At 35.5% G+C, this 15,984-nt stretch carries 11 protein-coding genes, 1 tRNA gene and 2 pseudogenes; 7 read left to right on the top strand and 7 right to left on the bottom strand.

Features of this window, described 5'->3' with window-relative positions:
• The first annotated feature begins 56 nt into the window (after positions 1 to 56).
• From murA to OPR52_RS00125, 3 genes and pseudogenes are all read left to right on the top strand, one after another.
• Positions 57 to 1,334, top strand: coding sequence for a UDP-N-acetylglucosamine 1-carboxyvinyltransferase (murA, locus tag OPR52_RS00115; protein ID WP_006279833.1), 1,278 nt, complete (start codon positions 57 to 59; stop codon positions 1,332 to 1,334).
• A gap of 9 nt (positions 1,335 to 1,343) precedes the next feature.
• Positions 1,344 to 2,198, top strand: a complete 855-nt coding sequence (gene thyX / locus OPR52_RS00120; RefSeq protein ID WP_015589436.1) for an FAD-dependent thymidylate synthase — start codon at positions 1,344 to 1,346, stop codon at positions 2,196 to 2,198.
• A 96-nt stretch (positions 2,199 to 2,294) separates the two neighbouring features.
• Positions 2,295 to 3,127, top strand: a pseudogene (locus tag OPR52_RS00125) (IS5 family transposase).
• Between the two features lie 61 nt (positions 3,128 to 3,188).
• Here OPR52_RS00125 and OPR52_RS00130 read toward each other — a convergent pair.
• Positions 3,189 to 4,973, bottom strand: a complete 1,785-nt coding sequence (locus OPR52_RS00130; protein ID WP_265038198.1) for a hypothetical protein — start codon at positions 4,971 to 4,973, stop codon at positions 3,189 to 3,191.
• A gap of 144 nt (positions 4,974 to 5,117) precedes the next feature.
• On the opposite strand from OPR52_RS00130, the gene priA reads away from it, so the two are divergent.
• Complete coding sequence (priA, locus tag OPR52_RS00135; RefSeq protein ID WP_265038200.1) at positions 5,118 to 7,460, top strand: replication restart helicase PriA; 2,343 nt, start codon at positions 5,118 to 5,120, stop codon at positions 7,458 to 7,460.
• A 9-nt stretch (positions 7,461 to 7,469) separates the two neighbouring features.
• On the opposite strand, the gene petA is transcribed toward priA, so the two are convergent.
• The 3 genes from petA to OPR52_RS00150 all read right to left on the bottom strand — a co-directional run bounded on the left by petA (position 7,470) and on the right by OPR52_RS00150 (position 10,989).
• Positions 7,470 to 8,069, bottom strand: a complete 600-nt coding sequence (gene petA, locus OPR52_RS00140; RefSeq protein ID WP_010963095.1) for a ubiquinol-cytochrome c reductase iron-sulfur subunit — start codon at positions 8,067 to 8,069, stop codon at positions 7,470 to 7,472.
• Between the two features lie 92 nt (positions 8,070 to 8,161).
• Positions 8,162 to 10,864: a DNA gyrase subunit A gene (gene gyrA / locus OPR52_RS00145; protein ID WP_265038201.1), complete on the bottom strand. Its 2,703-nt coding sequence runs from the start codon at positions 10,862 to 10,864 to the stop codon at positions 8,162 to 8,164.
• Between the two features lie 52 nt (positions 10,865 to 10,916).
• A tRNA-Val gene (locus OPR52_RS00150) sits at positions 10,917 to 10,989 on the bottom strand.
• A gap of 264 nt (positions 10,990 to 11,253) precedes the next feature.
• On the opposite strand from OPR52_RS00150, the pseudogene OPR52_RS07795 reads away from it, so the two are divergent.
• A pseudogene (locus OPR52_RS07795) lies at positions 11,254 to 12,202 on the top strand (IS5 family transposase).
• A gap of 382 nt (positions 12,203 to 12,584) precedes the next feature.
• Here OPR52_RS07795 and OPR52_RS00165 read toward each other — a convergent pair.
• The 3 genes from OPR52_RS00165 to OPR52_RS00175 all read right to left on the bottom strand — a co-directional run bounded on the left by OPR52_RS00165 (position 12,585) and on the right by OPR52_RS00175 (position 14,542).
• The gene (locus tag OPR52_RS00165) at positions 12,585 to 13,460 is read right to left on the bottom strand and encodes a tetratricopeptide repeat protein (RefSeq protein WP_007548480.1); all 876 of its coding nucleotides are present in this window, start codon (positions 13,458 to 13,460) and stop codon (positions 12,585 to 12,587) included.
• Positions 13,461 to 13,628: 168 nt separating this feature from the next.
• Entirely contained in the window at positions 13,629 to 14,018 is a 390-nt protein-coding gene (locus tag OPR52_RS00170; RefSeq protein ID WP_209472357.1) for a DUF1284 domain-containing protein, read from the bottom strand.
• A complete protein-coding gene (locus OPR52_RS00175) occupies positions 14,015 to 14,542 on the bottom strand; it encodes a biotin transporter BioY (protein ID WP_264723036.1) in 528 nt (175 codons plus the stop codon). Before OPR52_RS00175 ends, OPR52_RS00170 begins: the two co-directional genes overlap by 4 nt.
• An 85-nt stretch (positions 14,543 to 14,627) precedes the next feature.
• Between OPR52_RS00175 and OPR52_RS00180 the strand changes: the two genes are divergently transcribed.
• The gene (locus OPR52_RS00180) at positions 14,628 to 15,215 is read left to right on the top strand and encodes a nitroreductase family protein (RefSeq protein WP_264723473.1); all 588 of its coding nucleotides are present in this window, start codon (positions 14,628 to 14,630) and stop codon (positions 15,213 to 15,215) included.
• Positions 15,196 to 15,984 (top strand): diaminopimelate epimerase, encoded by a 789-nt coding sequence (dapF, locus tag OPR52_RS00185; protein ID WP_006279822.1) that lies wholly within the window; start codon positions 15,196 to 15,198, stop codon positions 15,982 to 15,984. Before OPR52_RS00180 ends, dapF begins: the two co-directional genes overlap by 20 nt.

The raw sequence follows: 15,984 nt of genomic DNA on the forward strand, positions 1-15,984 counted from the left end.
TATTATACTTAGTAAGACTTCAATAAACTAATGAATTATACTTTATATCTAATTAAATGCACAAGATATTAATAAGAAATAACTACAAACCTTTGGTCGGAAAAATCAAGATTAATGGCTCAAAAAATGCTGTTTTACCAATAATGGCAGCAAGTCTATTAAGTAGCTCCCCGGTAATTTTGCATAATGTACCTGATTTAATTGATGTGCATCTAATGTCTAAGTTGCTTGAAAGTCTTGGAGCAGAAGTGAACTTTATGCACAATAAAAATTATAAAGCGAACCATACTTTGAAAATTGACTGCAGCAATATCAACAATCACGTGATGCCATATAAAACCGCAAGTAAGCTAAGAACTTCTTTTCTAATATTGGGTCCAATGCTTAGCAGATTTGGCAAAGCGAGAACAGCATTTCCTGGTGGATGCAACATTGGAAAGCGTCCCGTTGATATGCATATTAAAGCATTAGAAGAAATGGGAGCTAAAATTGAAATTGACGGCTATAATATAATTGCAACAGTGAAAGGAAAGCTACAAGGAAAAGAAATCACATTTGAGAAAATAAGTGTTGGCGCAACAGAAAATGTAATAATGGCAGCAACATTTGCAGAAGGAGTGACAACAATAAACAATGCTGCAACTGAGCCGGAAGTTCTTGATTTAATAGATTTTCTGAAGAAAATGGGTGCTGATATTGAAATTGATAATACAAAGGTCATAATAACAGGAGTTGAAGCACTAAATGGATGTGTTCATAAAATAATACCAGATCGCATAGAAGCAGGCACCTATGCACTAGCTGCTATAATAACCGGTGGTAAGTTGGAGTTGGAAGGAATAAATCTATCTGATATAAGGTGTATTACAAATGAGTTGGAGACTATAGGAGCTATGGTTGAACTGTATGATGGAGGCATTGTTATTTCCAGAAAAAATGGCTCTATTAAGTCTGCTAACGTTGCGACAGATCCATATCCCAATTTTCCCAGTGATATGCAACCACAACTGATGTCTGCAATGTGCATCGCTGATGGGATATCAGTAATTGAAGAGAACATTTTTGAAAACAGATTTACACATGCAGATGAATTGAGAAAGTTAGGTGCTAATATCAGCATCGAGAAAAGCAAAGCTACTATAAGTGGAATAAAAAGCTTATCTGGAGCTAATCTATATGCTACTGACTTAAGATCAACAGCAGCTTTGGTGCTTGCTTCTTTGGTAGCCGGTGGAGAAACTATAATAAACAATTCACATCATTTATGGAGAGGATATGAAGCAATGCATGAAAAACTCAATTCATGTGGAGCTGATATCTCCATTTCGTCTTGAGAATATTTTATGAATGAAGCAACCAAACGAACTATAGTAAAAGAAATAGATGCAATCTTATATGAAGAACATAAGGTATTAGACCATGGATTTATTCGAGTAGTGGATTATATGGGCTCTGATAGCGCTATAGTTCAAGCTGCTCGTGTTTCTTATGGCAAGGGAACAAAACAGATAAGTCAGGATGAAGCACTTATAAAGTATTTAATGAGACATCATCATACAACTCCATTTGAAATGTGTGAAATTAAGTTTCACGTGAAACTTCCAATTTTTGTTGCAAGGCAATGGATAAGGCATAGAACTGCAAATGTGAATGAATATTCAGCAAGGTATTCAATACTTGATAATGAATTTTATACACCTAAACCAGAACAAGTTGCAAAACAATCTGACAATAATAAACAAGGTAGCGGGGAAGCTTTTGATCCAGATACCTCAAAGGAAATAATAGATTCTCTAACAAATGACTCTAATTTAGTATATTCTCATTATGAAAAATTTATTGAGCAGGGGCTTGCAAGAGAAATTGCCAGAACTAACCTAATGCTTAATTACTACACGCAATTTTATTGGAAAATAGATCTGCATAATCTCCTTCATTTTTTGAAGCTTAGAGCTGATAAGCATGCCCAATATGAAATCAGAGTTTATGCAGAAGTTATGCTGGATATAATAAAAAAATGGGTTCCACTGGCCTACAATGCCTTTGTTGAATATTGCCTAGAATCAGCCTGTATTTCAAGAACTGGTCTAGAAATAATTCGCAAATTAATTAAAGGGGAAAACGTTACTAGAGAAGAAAGTAATATTGGTAAAAGAGAATGGGGCGAGCTGATGTCTATACTTGATAAACAATCTTAAAGATAAAGGCATACGTGTCAATCTCCTCTGTCAGTTAGAGGTTGTCCGGAAACAAGTAAAAGGCTATAATATCTGAAATTTTAGTACGGGGTAAAGATGAGAAAAAAGTATCCAACAGATCTAAGCGAAAGGGAATGGGCAAGAATAGAAAAACACTTCAGAGTATCATACAAGAAAGGAGGAAGGCCGCCAAAGTATAGCAAAAGAGAAATATTAGAAGCAATTTTCTATGTATTGCGTACAGGGTGTCAATGGCGGTATTTACCAAATGATTTTCCGCTATGGAAGACTGTGTATGAGCAGTTCAGGCAATGGAAGAAGCAGGGAATTTTTGAGAAAATGAATTATGAAATTACAAAATATAGTAGAAGAAAAATAGGAAGGAATGAGCAGCCGAGTGCCTGTATAGTAGATAGTCAATCTGTAAAGACTACAGAAAAGGGGGGATCAAAGGCTATGATGGAAGTAAAAAAGTAAAGGGTAGAAAAAGGCATATAATTACAGACACTCAGGGTTTTATACTAGGTTGTTACGTAGGCGCTGCTAACGAAAATGATAGAGATGGTATTAAAATAGCATTAAACAATATGAGAACAAAATATACTAAAGTTAAAAAAATGTGGGCTGACATGGGATACCAAGGAAGAAATTTAAAGAATCACATAAAGGAAGAATATGACATAGATATTGAAATTGTTAAAAGGCCTACATGTAGATTTTGGGTGCACAAAGATACGCCACCTGAGCTACTACCAACAAGAGAACAAGGGTTTAAAGTACAGCCAAGAAGATGGGTTGTAGAAAGGACTTTTGCTTGGGTTAATAGGAATAGAAGGCTATCGAAGGAGTATGATTTACTCACAACATCCACTGAGAATTTCATATACCTAGCTATGAGTAGGGTTATGTTAAAGAGGGAATATGCTTGAATTTACTTGTTTCCGGACAACCTCTAACTCTCGTTCACCAGATTGAATCTTGCTTTTTACATCACATTAACTCATCACTTTTATAGAACATCTCATTAAAATCATTTAGAGTTCCAAAATCCTGACCCTTGATAAACAGGTGATCATTAGCAACATGTGCTTCATCAAGAGTAAACAGCTCGTAATGATGATTGTGAGCGGGCCTAACAATTTCATTATATAAAACCATTACTTGTTCGTAGTTATATCCATCGCCAGCATGATATTTACCACGTACGGTATCATAAAAATTCTTTACATCATCATATGTCACTTGCAGCTCCACCTTATACTTTCCCACTTCAAGAGGACTTCCTGTCTTTATTTTTAAGGGATGTTGTGAATTTGCAACACTGTTAGAAGTTTCTGCTTCAATATCAGAATTTTTATCCATATTTTCTATCACACTTGCCATAACAGTTTCTTGTTCATCTTCTGTTGGTTTTGTTTGTTTTTCAGTCTTATTACTGCTACTGTCAGTTTCCACAGTTACTTTTTTTACTTCTATATCTTTTTGAGCTTTCTCATTACTTTGCTTGTGTATTTCATCTCCATGCAATTTTTCCTGCAGAGCTTTTTTCGTATCAGCATAATCATCACGATTGCTTTGCAAAGCTGGTTTATAACTGCTGTTATCATCCGCTTGCATTTGATCTATATAGTTAGATTCTTCTTCCTGTATAGTATTTTTTGCGTTATCCTCACCAACCGTTCCTTTCTCCCCAGACTTGGCTTCACTCTCTACCACAACTTCTTCGTCTACTTGCTCATCATCAATTGTAAATTCAGTACCTATCTGATTGCTATCTTCCTCCAATTCATTAGATAATTTTTCAGATAGCTGGTCACCACTCAAATATGGTTCCTTTGAATATTTAGCATAATTATGGGGATCGGTTCTGTTTTCTGAATAAAACCCACTTTCAAAGTCTGAGTAGGAGCTTTGATTGAGCACAAAAAATAAGTTTTCATAATTAACCAGCATATCACTATCAGGGCTAACAAAATTTAAATATTCATCGCCTTCCCATTCTGGGTGGTGTCTATACTCTGCTATGTAGTATTTACTAGAGTCGAGAGGTATCTTGTCACCTTCTTCCCCATCAAGTTGTAAAACTACTGCTGAATGCCCATTACCTAAATCATTACCTTTTACCACTTTGAATATTTTAATCTCATCCTTTTCTACAAGTTCTTTTAACTCCTCGTTCTTTTCATTTAACTCTTCCTCCCTTTGTCTTTCTGCTTCTCTCTCTCTTGCCAATCTTTCTGCTTCTTCATCAGCTTTCTTCTGCAGTTGTGAGAATACATTTTGTAATATATCTTGTGTGGTTAAGCTATTTGTGTTGCTTAAAAAATTATCTAACACATTTGATGCAATTGGTGACAATTCACCGTGATCATCAAATACTTTTTCCTTTGCTTTATCATAGTGATTTGGGTTATAGATTGCATACAGAGGATAAAAACCATAATCTGCAATTGACGCTCCGTCAGGTGATAGTTCCATTGAGAATCCATAGTAATTAAGTGGAAGATTGGAGGTTAAATATTTACCGTTATCATCCCTAACGTGTAGCTCACTTCTACCATTGTGCTCACTATATTTGTTGTAGTAGATATAAAAATTCTCATGGTTAAGATTGAAGTGATCATCTAGATTATCGAATTGAATTGTACTGCCAAGCTTCTCGCGCAAAAGATTTTTGCTTTCATCTGTAAGCTTTATATGTGCAGAAAAGTAGTATCGATCTATAGGTTCGCCTTTTTCTATTTCAAAGTTCAAAGTAATCTTGTCGTTGACCATTGGTAGCCTCCACAAATTCTATAAATCATTTTATTTATCAATCATACGGTCTGTACTATGAAAAATGTGTTAAACGTTAAGATTTTCTCTGTACCGATTCATCTATATTGCCAAGCTTAATAAAGTTACAAGCTCTTTAAAACAATGTTAAACTCAATCACTATGGCAAAAACAGTTGACGTATTACTATCACTTCCAATTGATCAGTTATTTTCATATGCAATTGAGGAAAATACTGAGATTTTACTTGGAGATTACGTAGTGGTGCCATTTGGCAAAAAACGCTTAATCGGAATAGTTTGGAAATACAGTGATAAAAGTAACCGAGAATTAAAATTTATTGAGCAAAAAATCGATTTACCAAATATTAGACCAAAATTGATTGCATTTGCAGAGTGGGTTGCACAATACAATTTAATACCTATTGGTATGCTTGCCAAAGTGATAATGGGAGGAGTGTTAAAAGTAAATCACATAGATAAATTGGTTTGTGTTGAACAAAAGCAGGAAACAAGTGAAATAAGTTGCCAATTAAGCCCTGAACAGCAGATAGCTAGTGATAAAATAATCAGCAATTTGAACGAGTATTCAGTGACTTTGCTTGACGGTGAGACAGGATCTGGAAAAACGGAAGTTTATCTCTCTGTGATTGCACAATTGATTAAGAATTACACTGCCGTTCCAAATGCTGCTCAGACTTTACCATCCCAGTGCCCAGAGACACAACTGTACGAACATTGTGATTTGGGTCTACCAAGAGGGTGTCATCCGAGTAGCCTGACACTGGGATCCAGTTTTTCATATAACCTCATTACAAATGTTTATTTTAACTTAAAACCAATACCTAATTTACAATCAAAATTCCTGGATTCCAGTGTCAAGCACTGGAATGACACCTTTATACTCAAGGCAAAACCCACTGTAACATTTAGCATACCGTCTTTGCCACGTACTAGTATGACACCAGAATATGTTGAAATGACATCAGGAGAAGGTAATACACAAATTTTAATCCTCCTACCTGAAATTGTTTTAACTTCACAATTGGTAAATCGTGTTCGCGGTCAGATATCAAAAAACTTAGTTGAATGGCACTCAGGGCTCACTCCAAAAACTCGCCGGAATAATTGGCTCAATATAGCAAATGGAAATGCGCAGATAATTATTGGTGCACGGTCAGCGCTTTTTTTGCCTTATAAAAACCTAAAATTGATTATCGTTGATGAAGAGCACGACTCATCTTTTAAACAAGAACAGGGAATTATATATAATGCTCGAGATATGGCGATAATCTTAGCCAAATTTGAAAATATTCCGATTATTTTATCATCAGCTACTCCACTGCTTGAAACGATTCATCATGTTAAAAACGGGAATTACAATCATGTAAAGCTAACTAAGCGATTTGGTGGTGCAGAATTGCCACTCATTAAAGTAGTAGATATGAGGAACAACAAGCAATGGATCTCCTCTGAGCTTTTTGAAAGCATCAAACAAACCATAGAGAAAAAACAGCAGGTTATGCTTTTTCTAAACCGCAGAGGGTATGCACAACTGGCAATTTGTAAAAAGTGTGGATATAAAATTTCCTGCTTAAATTGTGCTGTTTGGCTTACATATCACAAGAAAAAAAATGCTCTTTTGTGCCACCACTGCTCTTATCAATTGAAACTTCCAGAAAAATGCTCTAATTGCCAAAGTGAACAGCCATTGTCCCTCTACGGCATAGGAATTGAAAGGTTACTTGAAGAAATGGTGAAATTAATACCAAACGCAAAAACTGCGATGATAAGCAGCGATCAGAAGTCGGTTAGTAACATCATTGATTTAGTGTTAAAGGAAGAGGTGAACATTATAATCGGCACACAGATAATTGCTAAGGGGCACAATTTTCCCAAATTAACTTTGGTTGGAGTAATAAATGCAGATTTGAGCCTCGAAAATTCTGATTTAAGAGCAGCGGAAAAGACGTATCAATTATTGCACCAAGTTGCAGGCAGATCAGGAAGGTTTAATGAAAAAGGAATGGTAATAGTGCAAACTAATAATCCTGAAAGTTCAATAATAAAAGCATTGCTGCATCAAAAAAGAGACTCATTTTATGAAATCGAACTTAAGTCAAGACGCGAAGCCAAAATGCCACCATTTAGCAGATTAATAGCGCTTATAATTTGTGGTAAGAATCAGATTGCAACACAAAAAGCAGCGAATGAAATAGTAAAATCTCTTCTTTGTTATCCAAGTAGCTTAACTACTTGTATCCAGGAAAAAAATGTAGGTGTAGACAAAAAGGAATTTGAAATTCTTGGCCCATCACCAGCAGCAATAAATTTTTTAAATAATAAGTATCGGCATAGGGTATTATTAAAAATACACAATAAACACAGTTTATCTATACAAAAAAAGCTGAAATATTGGATTAAAAATTGTAACTTGAATTCGAGTATTGCAGTGATAATAGATGTTGATCCTGTGAGTTTTTTTTAACGAGTTCCGTTAAGCCTTCTTGCCAATTACCACAACATTCTCACTGGGAAAAAAATAATCAGGTACAGCCATATTTTTCGGTGCAGGCCCCCCAATCACTCGGCCTGATGTATCATAATATGAACCGTGGCAAGGACAGAACCAACCATTACCATCTCTTGTAGCGTGGTCAACCGGTACACACCCAAGATGTGTACATATTCCAAGCATAATTAACCATTCGTCTTTTCCTTCGTATACTCTCTGCTCATCTAATTGAGGATCCCTCAAGCTCTTCACATTCACAGCTCTTGCAGCCTCAATTTCTTGCTTTGTGCGTCTACGAATGAATACTGGTTTACCTTGCCACTTTACTTTTACTCCGTGTCCTTCCTGAATTCCAGACAAATTCACCTCCACTGTGGAAGTTGCTAGAACTTCAGCAGAAGGATTCATAGATTTAACCAGTGGCCAAAGTCCGCTTGCAGCTCCTATACCTGCCATAGCGCATGTAGTTAATGTTATAAAATCTCTCCTACTCTTATTTTTAGTAAGATCTTTAACAGGAGGTGTTTTTTTATCCTCTTTGTCTGCCAGTGGTTTTTTATTTTTAGTTAATTTTTTGTCCATTGATCTTTACTTAGCCATAAGTATATATTTTAATTTAAATACTGCGTATTAATCAACAAAAACTTGCGCTTTTTGTTTAACCTATACTACGGTTAAGAAGCGATAGAGTTTTCAACTTCAAAAATACTATCTTCAGTGGAATCAGGATCTTCAATTTTCGCTACTGACACCACTTTTTCTCTACTTTCTGTTTTAAACAGAGTGACTCCTTGAGTGCTGCGTCCTGCAATTCTAATCTCATTGACCGAAATGCGAATTAACTTTCCTTTATCTGTAATAAGCATTATATTATTACCCTGCTCAACTGGAAAACTAGCAACAACATTACCGTTTCTGCTAGTAGTAAGAATATTGGTGATACCAACACCACCCCTGTTAGTTACTCTATACTCATACGCAGAAGTTCTTTTACCAAAGCCATTTTCAGTAATAGTTAATATAAACTCCTCATTCACTGCAAGTTTTAAGAATAATTCGTTATCTATTCCTAAATCATTCAAAGTCTTTTCCAATTTAGAATCAATGGAGTTATTAATTGCAGTCCCCAGTCTTTTTGCAAGTGGAACTTTTAAGTAAAGTTCTTTTGTTTCTGTTGCTACACCTATCCCATTTAATATGGTCATGGATATCACGCTGTCATTCTTTACAAGTTTGATACCTCTTACGCCATCTGAATTGCGACTCTTAAATTGACGCACATCACTTACAACAAATCTGATACTTTTTCCAAGCGTTGTTGAAAGTAAAACATGGTCAATTTCATTACATACCTTAACCGATACTAATTTGTCTCCTTCATCGAGCTTTATTGCTATTTTTCCATTGCTTGGAATATAGTGAAAGTCCGCTAAGGAGTTACGCCTTATGTTTCCATAGGCAGTAGCAAAAACTATGTTTTGATTTTCGTCATTTTCACTTGGCAATGGCATGATATTAGTTATAGTTTCACCATCGCTAAGCGGAAATATGTTAACAAGTGCTCTTCCACGTGCGGTTGGCTCTGCAAGAGGTAACTTATAAACTTTTAATCTATAAACTCGACCAATGTTAGAAAAGAATAAAAAGCTAGTATGGGTATTTCCAACAAATAATTCTGTGATTACATCCTCTTCTTTTAATCCCTGTCCTAGCTTTCCTTTTCCACCACGACGCTGAGTTCTGTAGTGAGAAAGTTTTACACGCTTGATATAACCATTCATAGTTACGGTTATCACCATATCCTCTTGTGGAATTAGATCTTCAGCTTCAATGTCCGCGTCTGACTCTTCTATTGAAGTTTTTCGCGGCACAGCAAATCTGTTCTTTATTTCTTGTAGATTGTTTTTTATTTCTTTCATCAACTTCTCTCCTGAGCCAAGAAAAGCGATATATTCTTTTATCAGGTTGATCATTGAACTTAGCTCAGCTTCTAATTTGTCTTTTTCAAGGCCTGTTAAACGCTGCAGTTTCATATCAAGGATAGCTTTAATTTGTAGCTCAGTTAATCTATACACTCCATCTTTCAAAAAACTTGCGCTATCTGAAATCAACTCGATAATAGTGTTGATTTCATTCGAAGTTTTCCATTCTTTATTTAAAAGTTCTCTACTTGCTTCCGCAGGATCTTTTGCACCGCGGATGATTTTTATCACTTCATCTATGCTGAGGACCGCAATGTAGAGCCCTATATATATATGAGCTTTTTCTCTCGTTTTTCTTAGACGAAATTCTGTTCTCCTGATTAACACTTCTTTTCTAAAATCAATAAAGGCCTCTATGATTTCTTTCAATGACATCAAAGCAGGCCTGTTGTTATTGAGCACTAAAGTGTTAACACTAAAACTACTTCTTAGTGGAGTTAGCCCCAATATTTGATTAAGTATAAAACTTGCTTCAGCATTTCTTTTGAGGTCAATTACTACTCTAATACCAGACTTATCGGACTCATCCCTAATTTCTGTTATACCATCAATTCTTTTTTCTTTTACAAGCTCACCTATCTTCTCAATTAATTTTACTTTATTTACCTGGTAAGGTATTTCATCAATCACTATTGCTTGCCTATCTTGTGGCAGATCTTCTATATGAGTCTTGCCTTGCACAACAATTGATCCACGACCAGTTGCAAATGCTGATCTTATTCCAGACCTTCCAAGAATTGTTCCCCCAGTTGGAAAATCCGGCCCTGGCATCACTTCAAGTAACTCATCCAAAGTAACTTCAGGATTATTTACATATAATATACAAGCATCTATTATTTCTCCAAGATTATGAGAAGGAATATTGGTTGCCATACCAACTGCAACACCACTTGCACCGTTTACCAATAGATTCGGAAACTCTGCAGGCAGCACAACTGGTTCTGTTTCATTTCCATCGTAGTTTGGCCTAAAATTAACTGTATCTTCATCAATATCATTCAGTAAAAAGTGCGACACTTTTTGAAGTCTTGCTTCTGTGTATCGCATTGAAGCTGGTGGATCTCCATCTATCGAACCAAAGTTACCTTGCCCATCAACAAGTGGTAAAAGAAGAGAGAAATCTTGGGCCATTCTAACCAAGGAATCGTAAATAGCTGCATCACCATGTGGGTGATATTTCCCCATTACATCCCCAACTATACGAGCTGCCTTTTTATATGGCTTACCGGCATCGAATCCAGCTCTTGACATTGCATATAATATGCGCCTGTGAACAGGTTTAAATCCATCCCGCACGTCAGGTATAGCCCGGCTTATGATAACGCTCATTGCGTAGGAAAGATAAGAATCTTCCAGCTCTTTTACTATTGAGATTGGTACTATATTATCCTGCATTTTCTACACTTTAATTGAAGTAATTAATAATACTAACATTCAGTTAAGCAAATGGGCAATGACAGACTTGAACTGCCGACCTCCTCGGTGTAAACGAGATGCTCTACCAGCTGAGCTAATTGCCCCTTTAGATCTAATTCTATAGCTCAATATTATTATTGTAAACAAAAATAGCAATAAATTGTATCCGTTCAGCAGAGTGGCAAAATAGGTAGACAAGGTGATCTAAAAAGATAATCATAGAGTAAATGTGAGGTAAGTCCTTACAATAAATGGTGTCATCCAAGTAGCCGACACTGGGATGGCTTTGTTGCATAGCAACTGAAAAAATCTGGTGGCTACTGACAAAATTCATTATAAAATAGCCATTTAACCTTGAAAGAAAAAATATGCCACAAAAAATGAGGGTCAGTAACCATAGCGAATATAACAAATTTCTAGAAAAAAGAGGAAATATTTTTCATTATATCAACGAAGCCATAGAAAAGTGGTACGAGAATGGTCCAAAAATACCAGGTGGCAACAATATTTATAGCGATAAAGTTGTAATTTTGGTGCACATAGTAACTTGTTTATTTAGAATAGGCCTGAGGCAAACAGTTGGGTTTATAGCAGGATACCTTGAGCAAATTGGGAAAAATTTGCAAGTTATCAGCTATTCACAATCATCAAGAAGGTTTAAGAAACTCAATATTAAGATCAATGATTGCAGAATTGATAAAAATAATATGGAAGATATCGAAATTGCTATAGACAGTACAGGAATTAGTATATACAACAACACTCCTGGTCATAGCAAAGAAAATAGCGAAGATAGAAAGTATCGCAGCTATGAACAGACAAGAAAATTGCATGTAATGTTGAATACAAACAGCAAAAAAGCCATAGCTGTAAAATACAGTAACGGCTGATCACTATGGAGCTTGTGATTTGCTAAAAGAAGTCGATTTTCAGTATGTCATAAAAGTACTATATGCAGATAGGGCATATGACAGAGAAAAGCTCTATAAGCTGTGTAATCAATATGGTATAAAAACGAAAATTCCTCCGAAAAACAACGCAGCAGAGCATCCAAAGTTAGACTATATGGCTGAAAGAAATTCTGCAGTCAAGCTCATAAAGTCATATGATGAAGATGGTATAAAGAAGTGGAAAAAAGAGATGAGTTATGGAAAAAGATCTTATACAGAAAGTTTTTTCTCGCGACTGAAACAAACATTCGGGTTTAGTTTTAGGAATAAATCTGAGACAAATAGAGAGAAGGAACTACTTGTTAAATGCTATTTGCTCAATAAGTTCACTGATATTGGTATGGCTAAATTTGAGATAGCTTCATAAATTTATTGTGCGTTACCTACTATCCGAAGAGCGATGCAACAAAGCCCACTGGGATCCAGAAAAAAGAATGGTGTCATTCCAGTGCTTGACACTGGGATCCAGCTTTTTCATAATCATTAAAACGTTGTATTTTTACATAAAACAGCTATTTTTATGCTCGCCAACTTAATAAAATTCCTGGATCCCAGTGTCAAGCACTGGGATGACACCCTCCTGATGGGCCAAAATCACAATGTTCGTACAGTTATGCATTTGTTGTGCAAATTACCTTTGCAAACAAATGTTCGTACAGCTGTGTGTCACACACTTTGCTTCAATATTTGCACATTAGCCACTCCCTTGAACAGATACGATAAATTAGCTTTAGGTAAGCTATAAGCTTTTATGAAATCTTTGGGTGCGTGCTGTGAAGTTTTATAAATTTTAGTCTTGCTGTCACTTTGTATAAAGGTATTTTTTCACTCACATCTTTCGAAGTTGTAGCCATGTTTAACAACTTTAAGTAGAATATTGTAGCATTTTGAAAATCTGAAAGTTTATCTAGAATAACAGCTAAATTATAAGTATAAAAAATATTGTTTTCATCGAGGGAAATAGCAGTTATCATATACTCTTTACCTTTTACATAATCCTCCTTTTTCATATAGATCAGACCTAAATTTGCTAATAAAGGAGCATAATTTTTATGTATATCATACAATTTTAACATTTCACTCAACGCCAGATCAGGATCATATTGTGAGATTATCGTCAGAAAATTTTTTAATATGTAAGGGTTACTAGGGTGTTCTTTTAACAGTCTTGTGTAAATCTCTACAGCTTTTTTGTATTCTTTATTAGCGTAATAAATATTTCCCAATCCAATTAAAGCATTTTTATGATAAGGAAACTTTGCAATGATCTGATTAAGGAGAGAAATAGCTGTTTCATTATCTCCTGATTCAAAGGAATCTTTTGCTTTTTTTAAAGTAGAGTATATGTCAAAACTCTTGCCAGAATTCTGCGCAATTTTGATGTTAAATTTATCACTTTTTCTCTCAATAACATCAAGATCTTTATATTTTTTATCAGCTTTTATATGCTTGACAACACTATCAAAGGCCTTCTGTATCTCCAAATTTTCACTAGCATAGGTAACAGAAGACCTCCATAAAATCACAACGCAAATTAACATGCAGATAAACATAGGTCCTAGTGTTGTGGCATTGGCTGCAGCGTGTAACCAGTAAACCTTATTTCTTTGAGCTATATGCAACACATTACAAATTCATAAATGCTAAATTACCTATCTCATACAATAATAAAGATATTATTAATTAGCGGGACGAACATGCTGTGTAGCCTTTCAGAATGCATTTATCTTTTGTCTTCCATATTTCGCTTTATTTCCACAAAAATGCTTCAATTTATCTTAACATTTTGTCAACTACCTTTGTAGATTTAAAAGGGCATTTTTACATATTCCATATGGCTGCCAGTTGCACCCCTCACATGCGTACTCGAATTTCTCTAAAGACATTTTCTCCCTAATCTTTTCTACCGCTTCACTCCAGGTCAAAGTCTCGCCAATTTTAATTCCTAAAATTTCCATATGCCTTCTATCTAGCTCTAAAACTTTAGCTTGTGTGGTGCATTTACCTTGTTTAGTCTGATTTGGACAAGCACTACAGATATTATCAAGGTTACCAACTACTTCGATTTGAGTACTAATTACTTTGCTTGCTATCCTTTTATAATTTTCTACAAAACCCTGAGAATACCCATATCCCCGAAACGCGAGGGTGCACATAAAATGATGAGGGCGAAATTTTATCATTTTTTCAAATATTGCAAAGCTGCTACAAGTAGAAAAATTTTTATCAAACCAGGAAGGATAAATGGTAAAACACCCACCATTATTGCTTGTTCCAGACCCAAGTAAACAGCAAGCCAACTAACACCACAAATAAAGATTGTAACTGTACCAGCCAGACAACTTAAAGAATTACATACAAATGATTTATACTTAGAGTTCAGTAATTCATTTACTTTGCTCATTACCATAACAGCAGCTAAACAGCCAATTAAATATCCACCGGTTGGTCCAAGAAGAGCGTGATAACCACCAGAAAAATTCGCAAGAACAGGCAATCCTGCTGCACCAAGTGATAGATATGTAAGCACAGAATAGAATGCTGTTCTGCGGTTAAATTTAAGCCCAATAAGCATTACTCCTAAAGTTTGCAATGTGATAGGCACAGGCTGCAATGGTATGCTTATTTGAGCCATCAAGAATAAAAGTAAAACGCAAGACAATATTTCAGCCAGTGTTGATCTGCTGCTAGATTGTGTTATAAACATACCTTCCCAATAAAAATAACTTATTAAATGTAATATATGTGTATGAGAGGTTTTGCAATTTAAATTTTGCTTATATTGTGCTACAATGCATTATTTATGCACTATTAAATTAAAAATGATGAGTAAACAAGATCTATTATCGTTGATGAAAGCAAGACACAGCGGACGTTCATACGATCCTACAAGAGCAATATCTCAGGAAGACATGGATATTTTAATGGAAGCTGTAAGGCTGACTCCCTCATGTTTTGGTGATGAACCCTGGAGATACGTAATATGCAACAAACAGAACAATCAAAGCGCATGGGAAAAGCTGCTAAATTGCCTTGATGAATCTAATCAAAAATGGGCAAAAGATGCACAAGTGTTAATCATATCTTTAAGTGCTAAAAACTTCCGTAAACAAGGTAAAGGAGAAAATCTTTGGGCTAATCATGATACTGGTGCAGCAAATTATGGACTTATGTTACAAGCTGCAGTTATGAACTTAATGGCCCATCAAATGGGTGGATTTGATAGAGATAAAATAGTGAAAGAGTTCAATATACCCAATGACTTTAACGTAATGTCAGTGATAGCGGTTGGTTACGAAGAAGAGGGTGCTGAAACAAGTAAGAAGAAAAGAAGACCAATAGAAGAAATATTTTTTTATGATGAGTGGCCAAAATTCTGAAAATTTTATCAAAATGCACGGCACTGGTAACAATTTCGTTATCATAGACTCACGTTCAACAAACAATTTAGACTGGAACCATAGACAAATTGCTGATCAAAGCAGTTGTGATCAAGTGATAATTATAACAATGTCTAATGCTGCAGACTGTTTTATGCATATCTATAATGCTGATGGCAGTCGAGCTGAAATGTGCGGAAACGCAGCACGCTGTGTTGGATATTTGATAATGTCAGAAAAAGGTGCTGAATACTCCATTATTGAGCTAACAAGCAAACGCATTTTAGAGTGTTTTAAAGTGGGTGATAAATCCATAAAGGTTAACATGGGTAAACCTTTGCTAAAATGGCATGAAATTCCCTTGTCTACTGAGTGTGACACTCTTCACTTACCTATAGAGCTTGAAATGCTAAAAGATCCTGTTGCAGTAAATATTGGCAATCCTCACATAGTTTTTTTTGTTGATAACATAAGTGAAATACCATTGCGAAATTTAGGACCAAAGCTAGAAAATCACGCATTATTTCCTCGGAAAATTAATGTTAGTATTGCACAAGTTGAAAAGTCTGGAGAAATAGCTTTAAGAGTTTGGGAAAGAGGTACAGGCATTACTGCATCATGCGGTAGTGCAGCCTGTGCAGCACTTGTTGCATCCACACTACGTGGATATCTGGTTGCCCAACAGACTTCAGTAAATTTACCAGGAGGCAAGTTATTAATCGAATGGGCAAATAACGTATTCATGACCGGTGATATAGGGTTTTTGTGA

The organism is Wolbachia endosymbiont (group A) of Hylaeus communis (genome assembly GCF_947251915.1).
Classification (GTDB): Bacteria; Pseudomonadota; Alphaproteobacteria; order Rickettsiales; family Anaplasmataceae; genus Wolbachia; species Wolbachia pipientis.

What these genes read in the sequence shown, in the direction of transcription:
- murA (WP_006279833.1), top strand. Translation starts at nt 57, where the DNA reads ATGCACAAGATATTAATAAGAAATAACTACAAACCTTTGGTCGGAAAA.
- thyX (WP_015589436.1), top strand. Translation starts at nt 1,344, where the DNA reads ATGAATGAAGCAACCAAACGAACTATAGTAAAAGAAATAGATGCAATC.
- OPR52_RS00130 (WP_265038198.1), bottom strand. Translation starts at nt 4,973, where the DNA reads ATGGTCAACGACAAGATTACTTTGAACTTTGAAATAGAAAAAGGCGAA.
- priA (WP_265038200.1), top strand. Translation starts at nt 5,118, where the DNA reads ATGTTAAACTCAATCACTATGGCAAAAACAGTTGACGTATTACTATCA.
- petA (WP_010963095.1), bottom strand. Translation starts at nt 8,069, where the DNA reads ATGGACAAAAAATTAACTAAAAATAAAAAACCACTGGCAGACAAAGAG.
- gyrA (WP_265038201.1), bottom strand. Translation starts at nt 10,864, where the DNA reads ATGCAGGATAATATAGTACCAATCTCAATAGTAAAAGAGCTGGAAGAT.
- OPR52_RS00170 (WP_209472357.1), bottom strand. Translation starts at nt 14,018, where the DNA reads ATGATAAAATTTCGCCCTCATCATTTTATGTGCACCCTCGCGTTTCGG.
- OPR52_RS00175 (WP_264723036.1), bottom strand. Translation starts at nt 14,542, where the DNA reads ATGTTTATAACACAATCTAGCAGCAGATCAACACTGGCTGAAATATTG.
- OPR52_RS00180 (WP_264723473.1), top strand. Translation starts at nt 14,628, where the DNA reads ATGCATTATTTATGCACTATTAAATTAAAAATGATGAGTAAACAAGAT.
- dapF (WP_006279822.1), top strand. Translation starts at nt 15,196, where the DNA reads ATGAGTGGCCAAAATTCTGAAAATTTTATCAAAATGCACGGCACTGGT.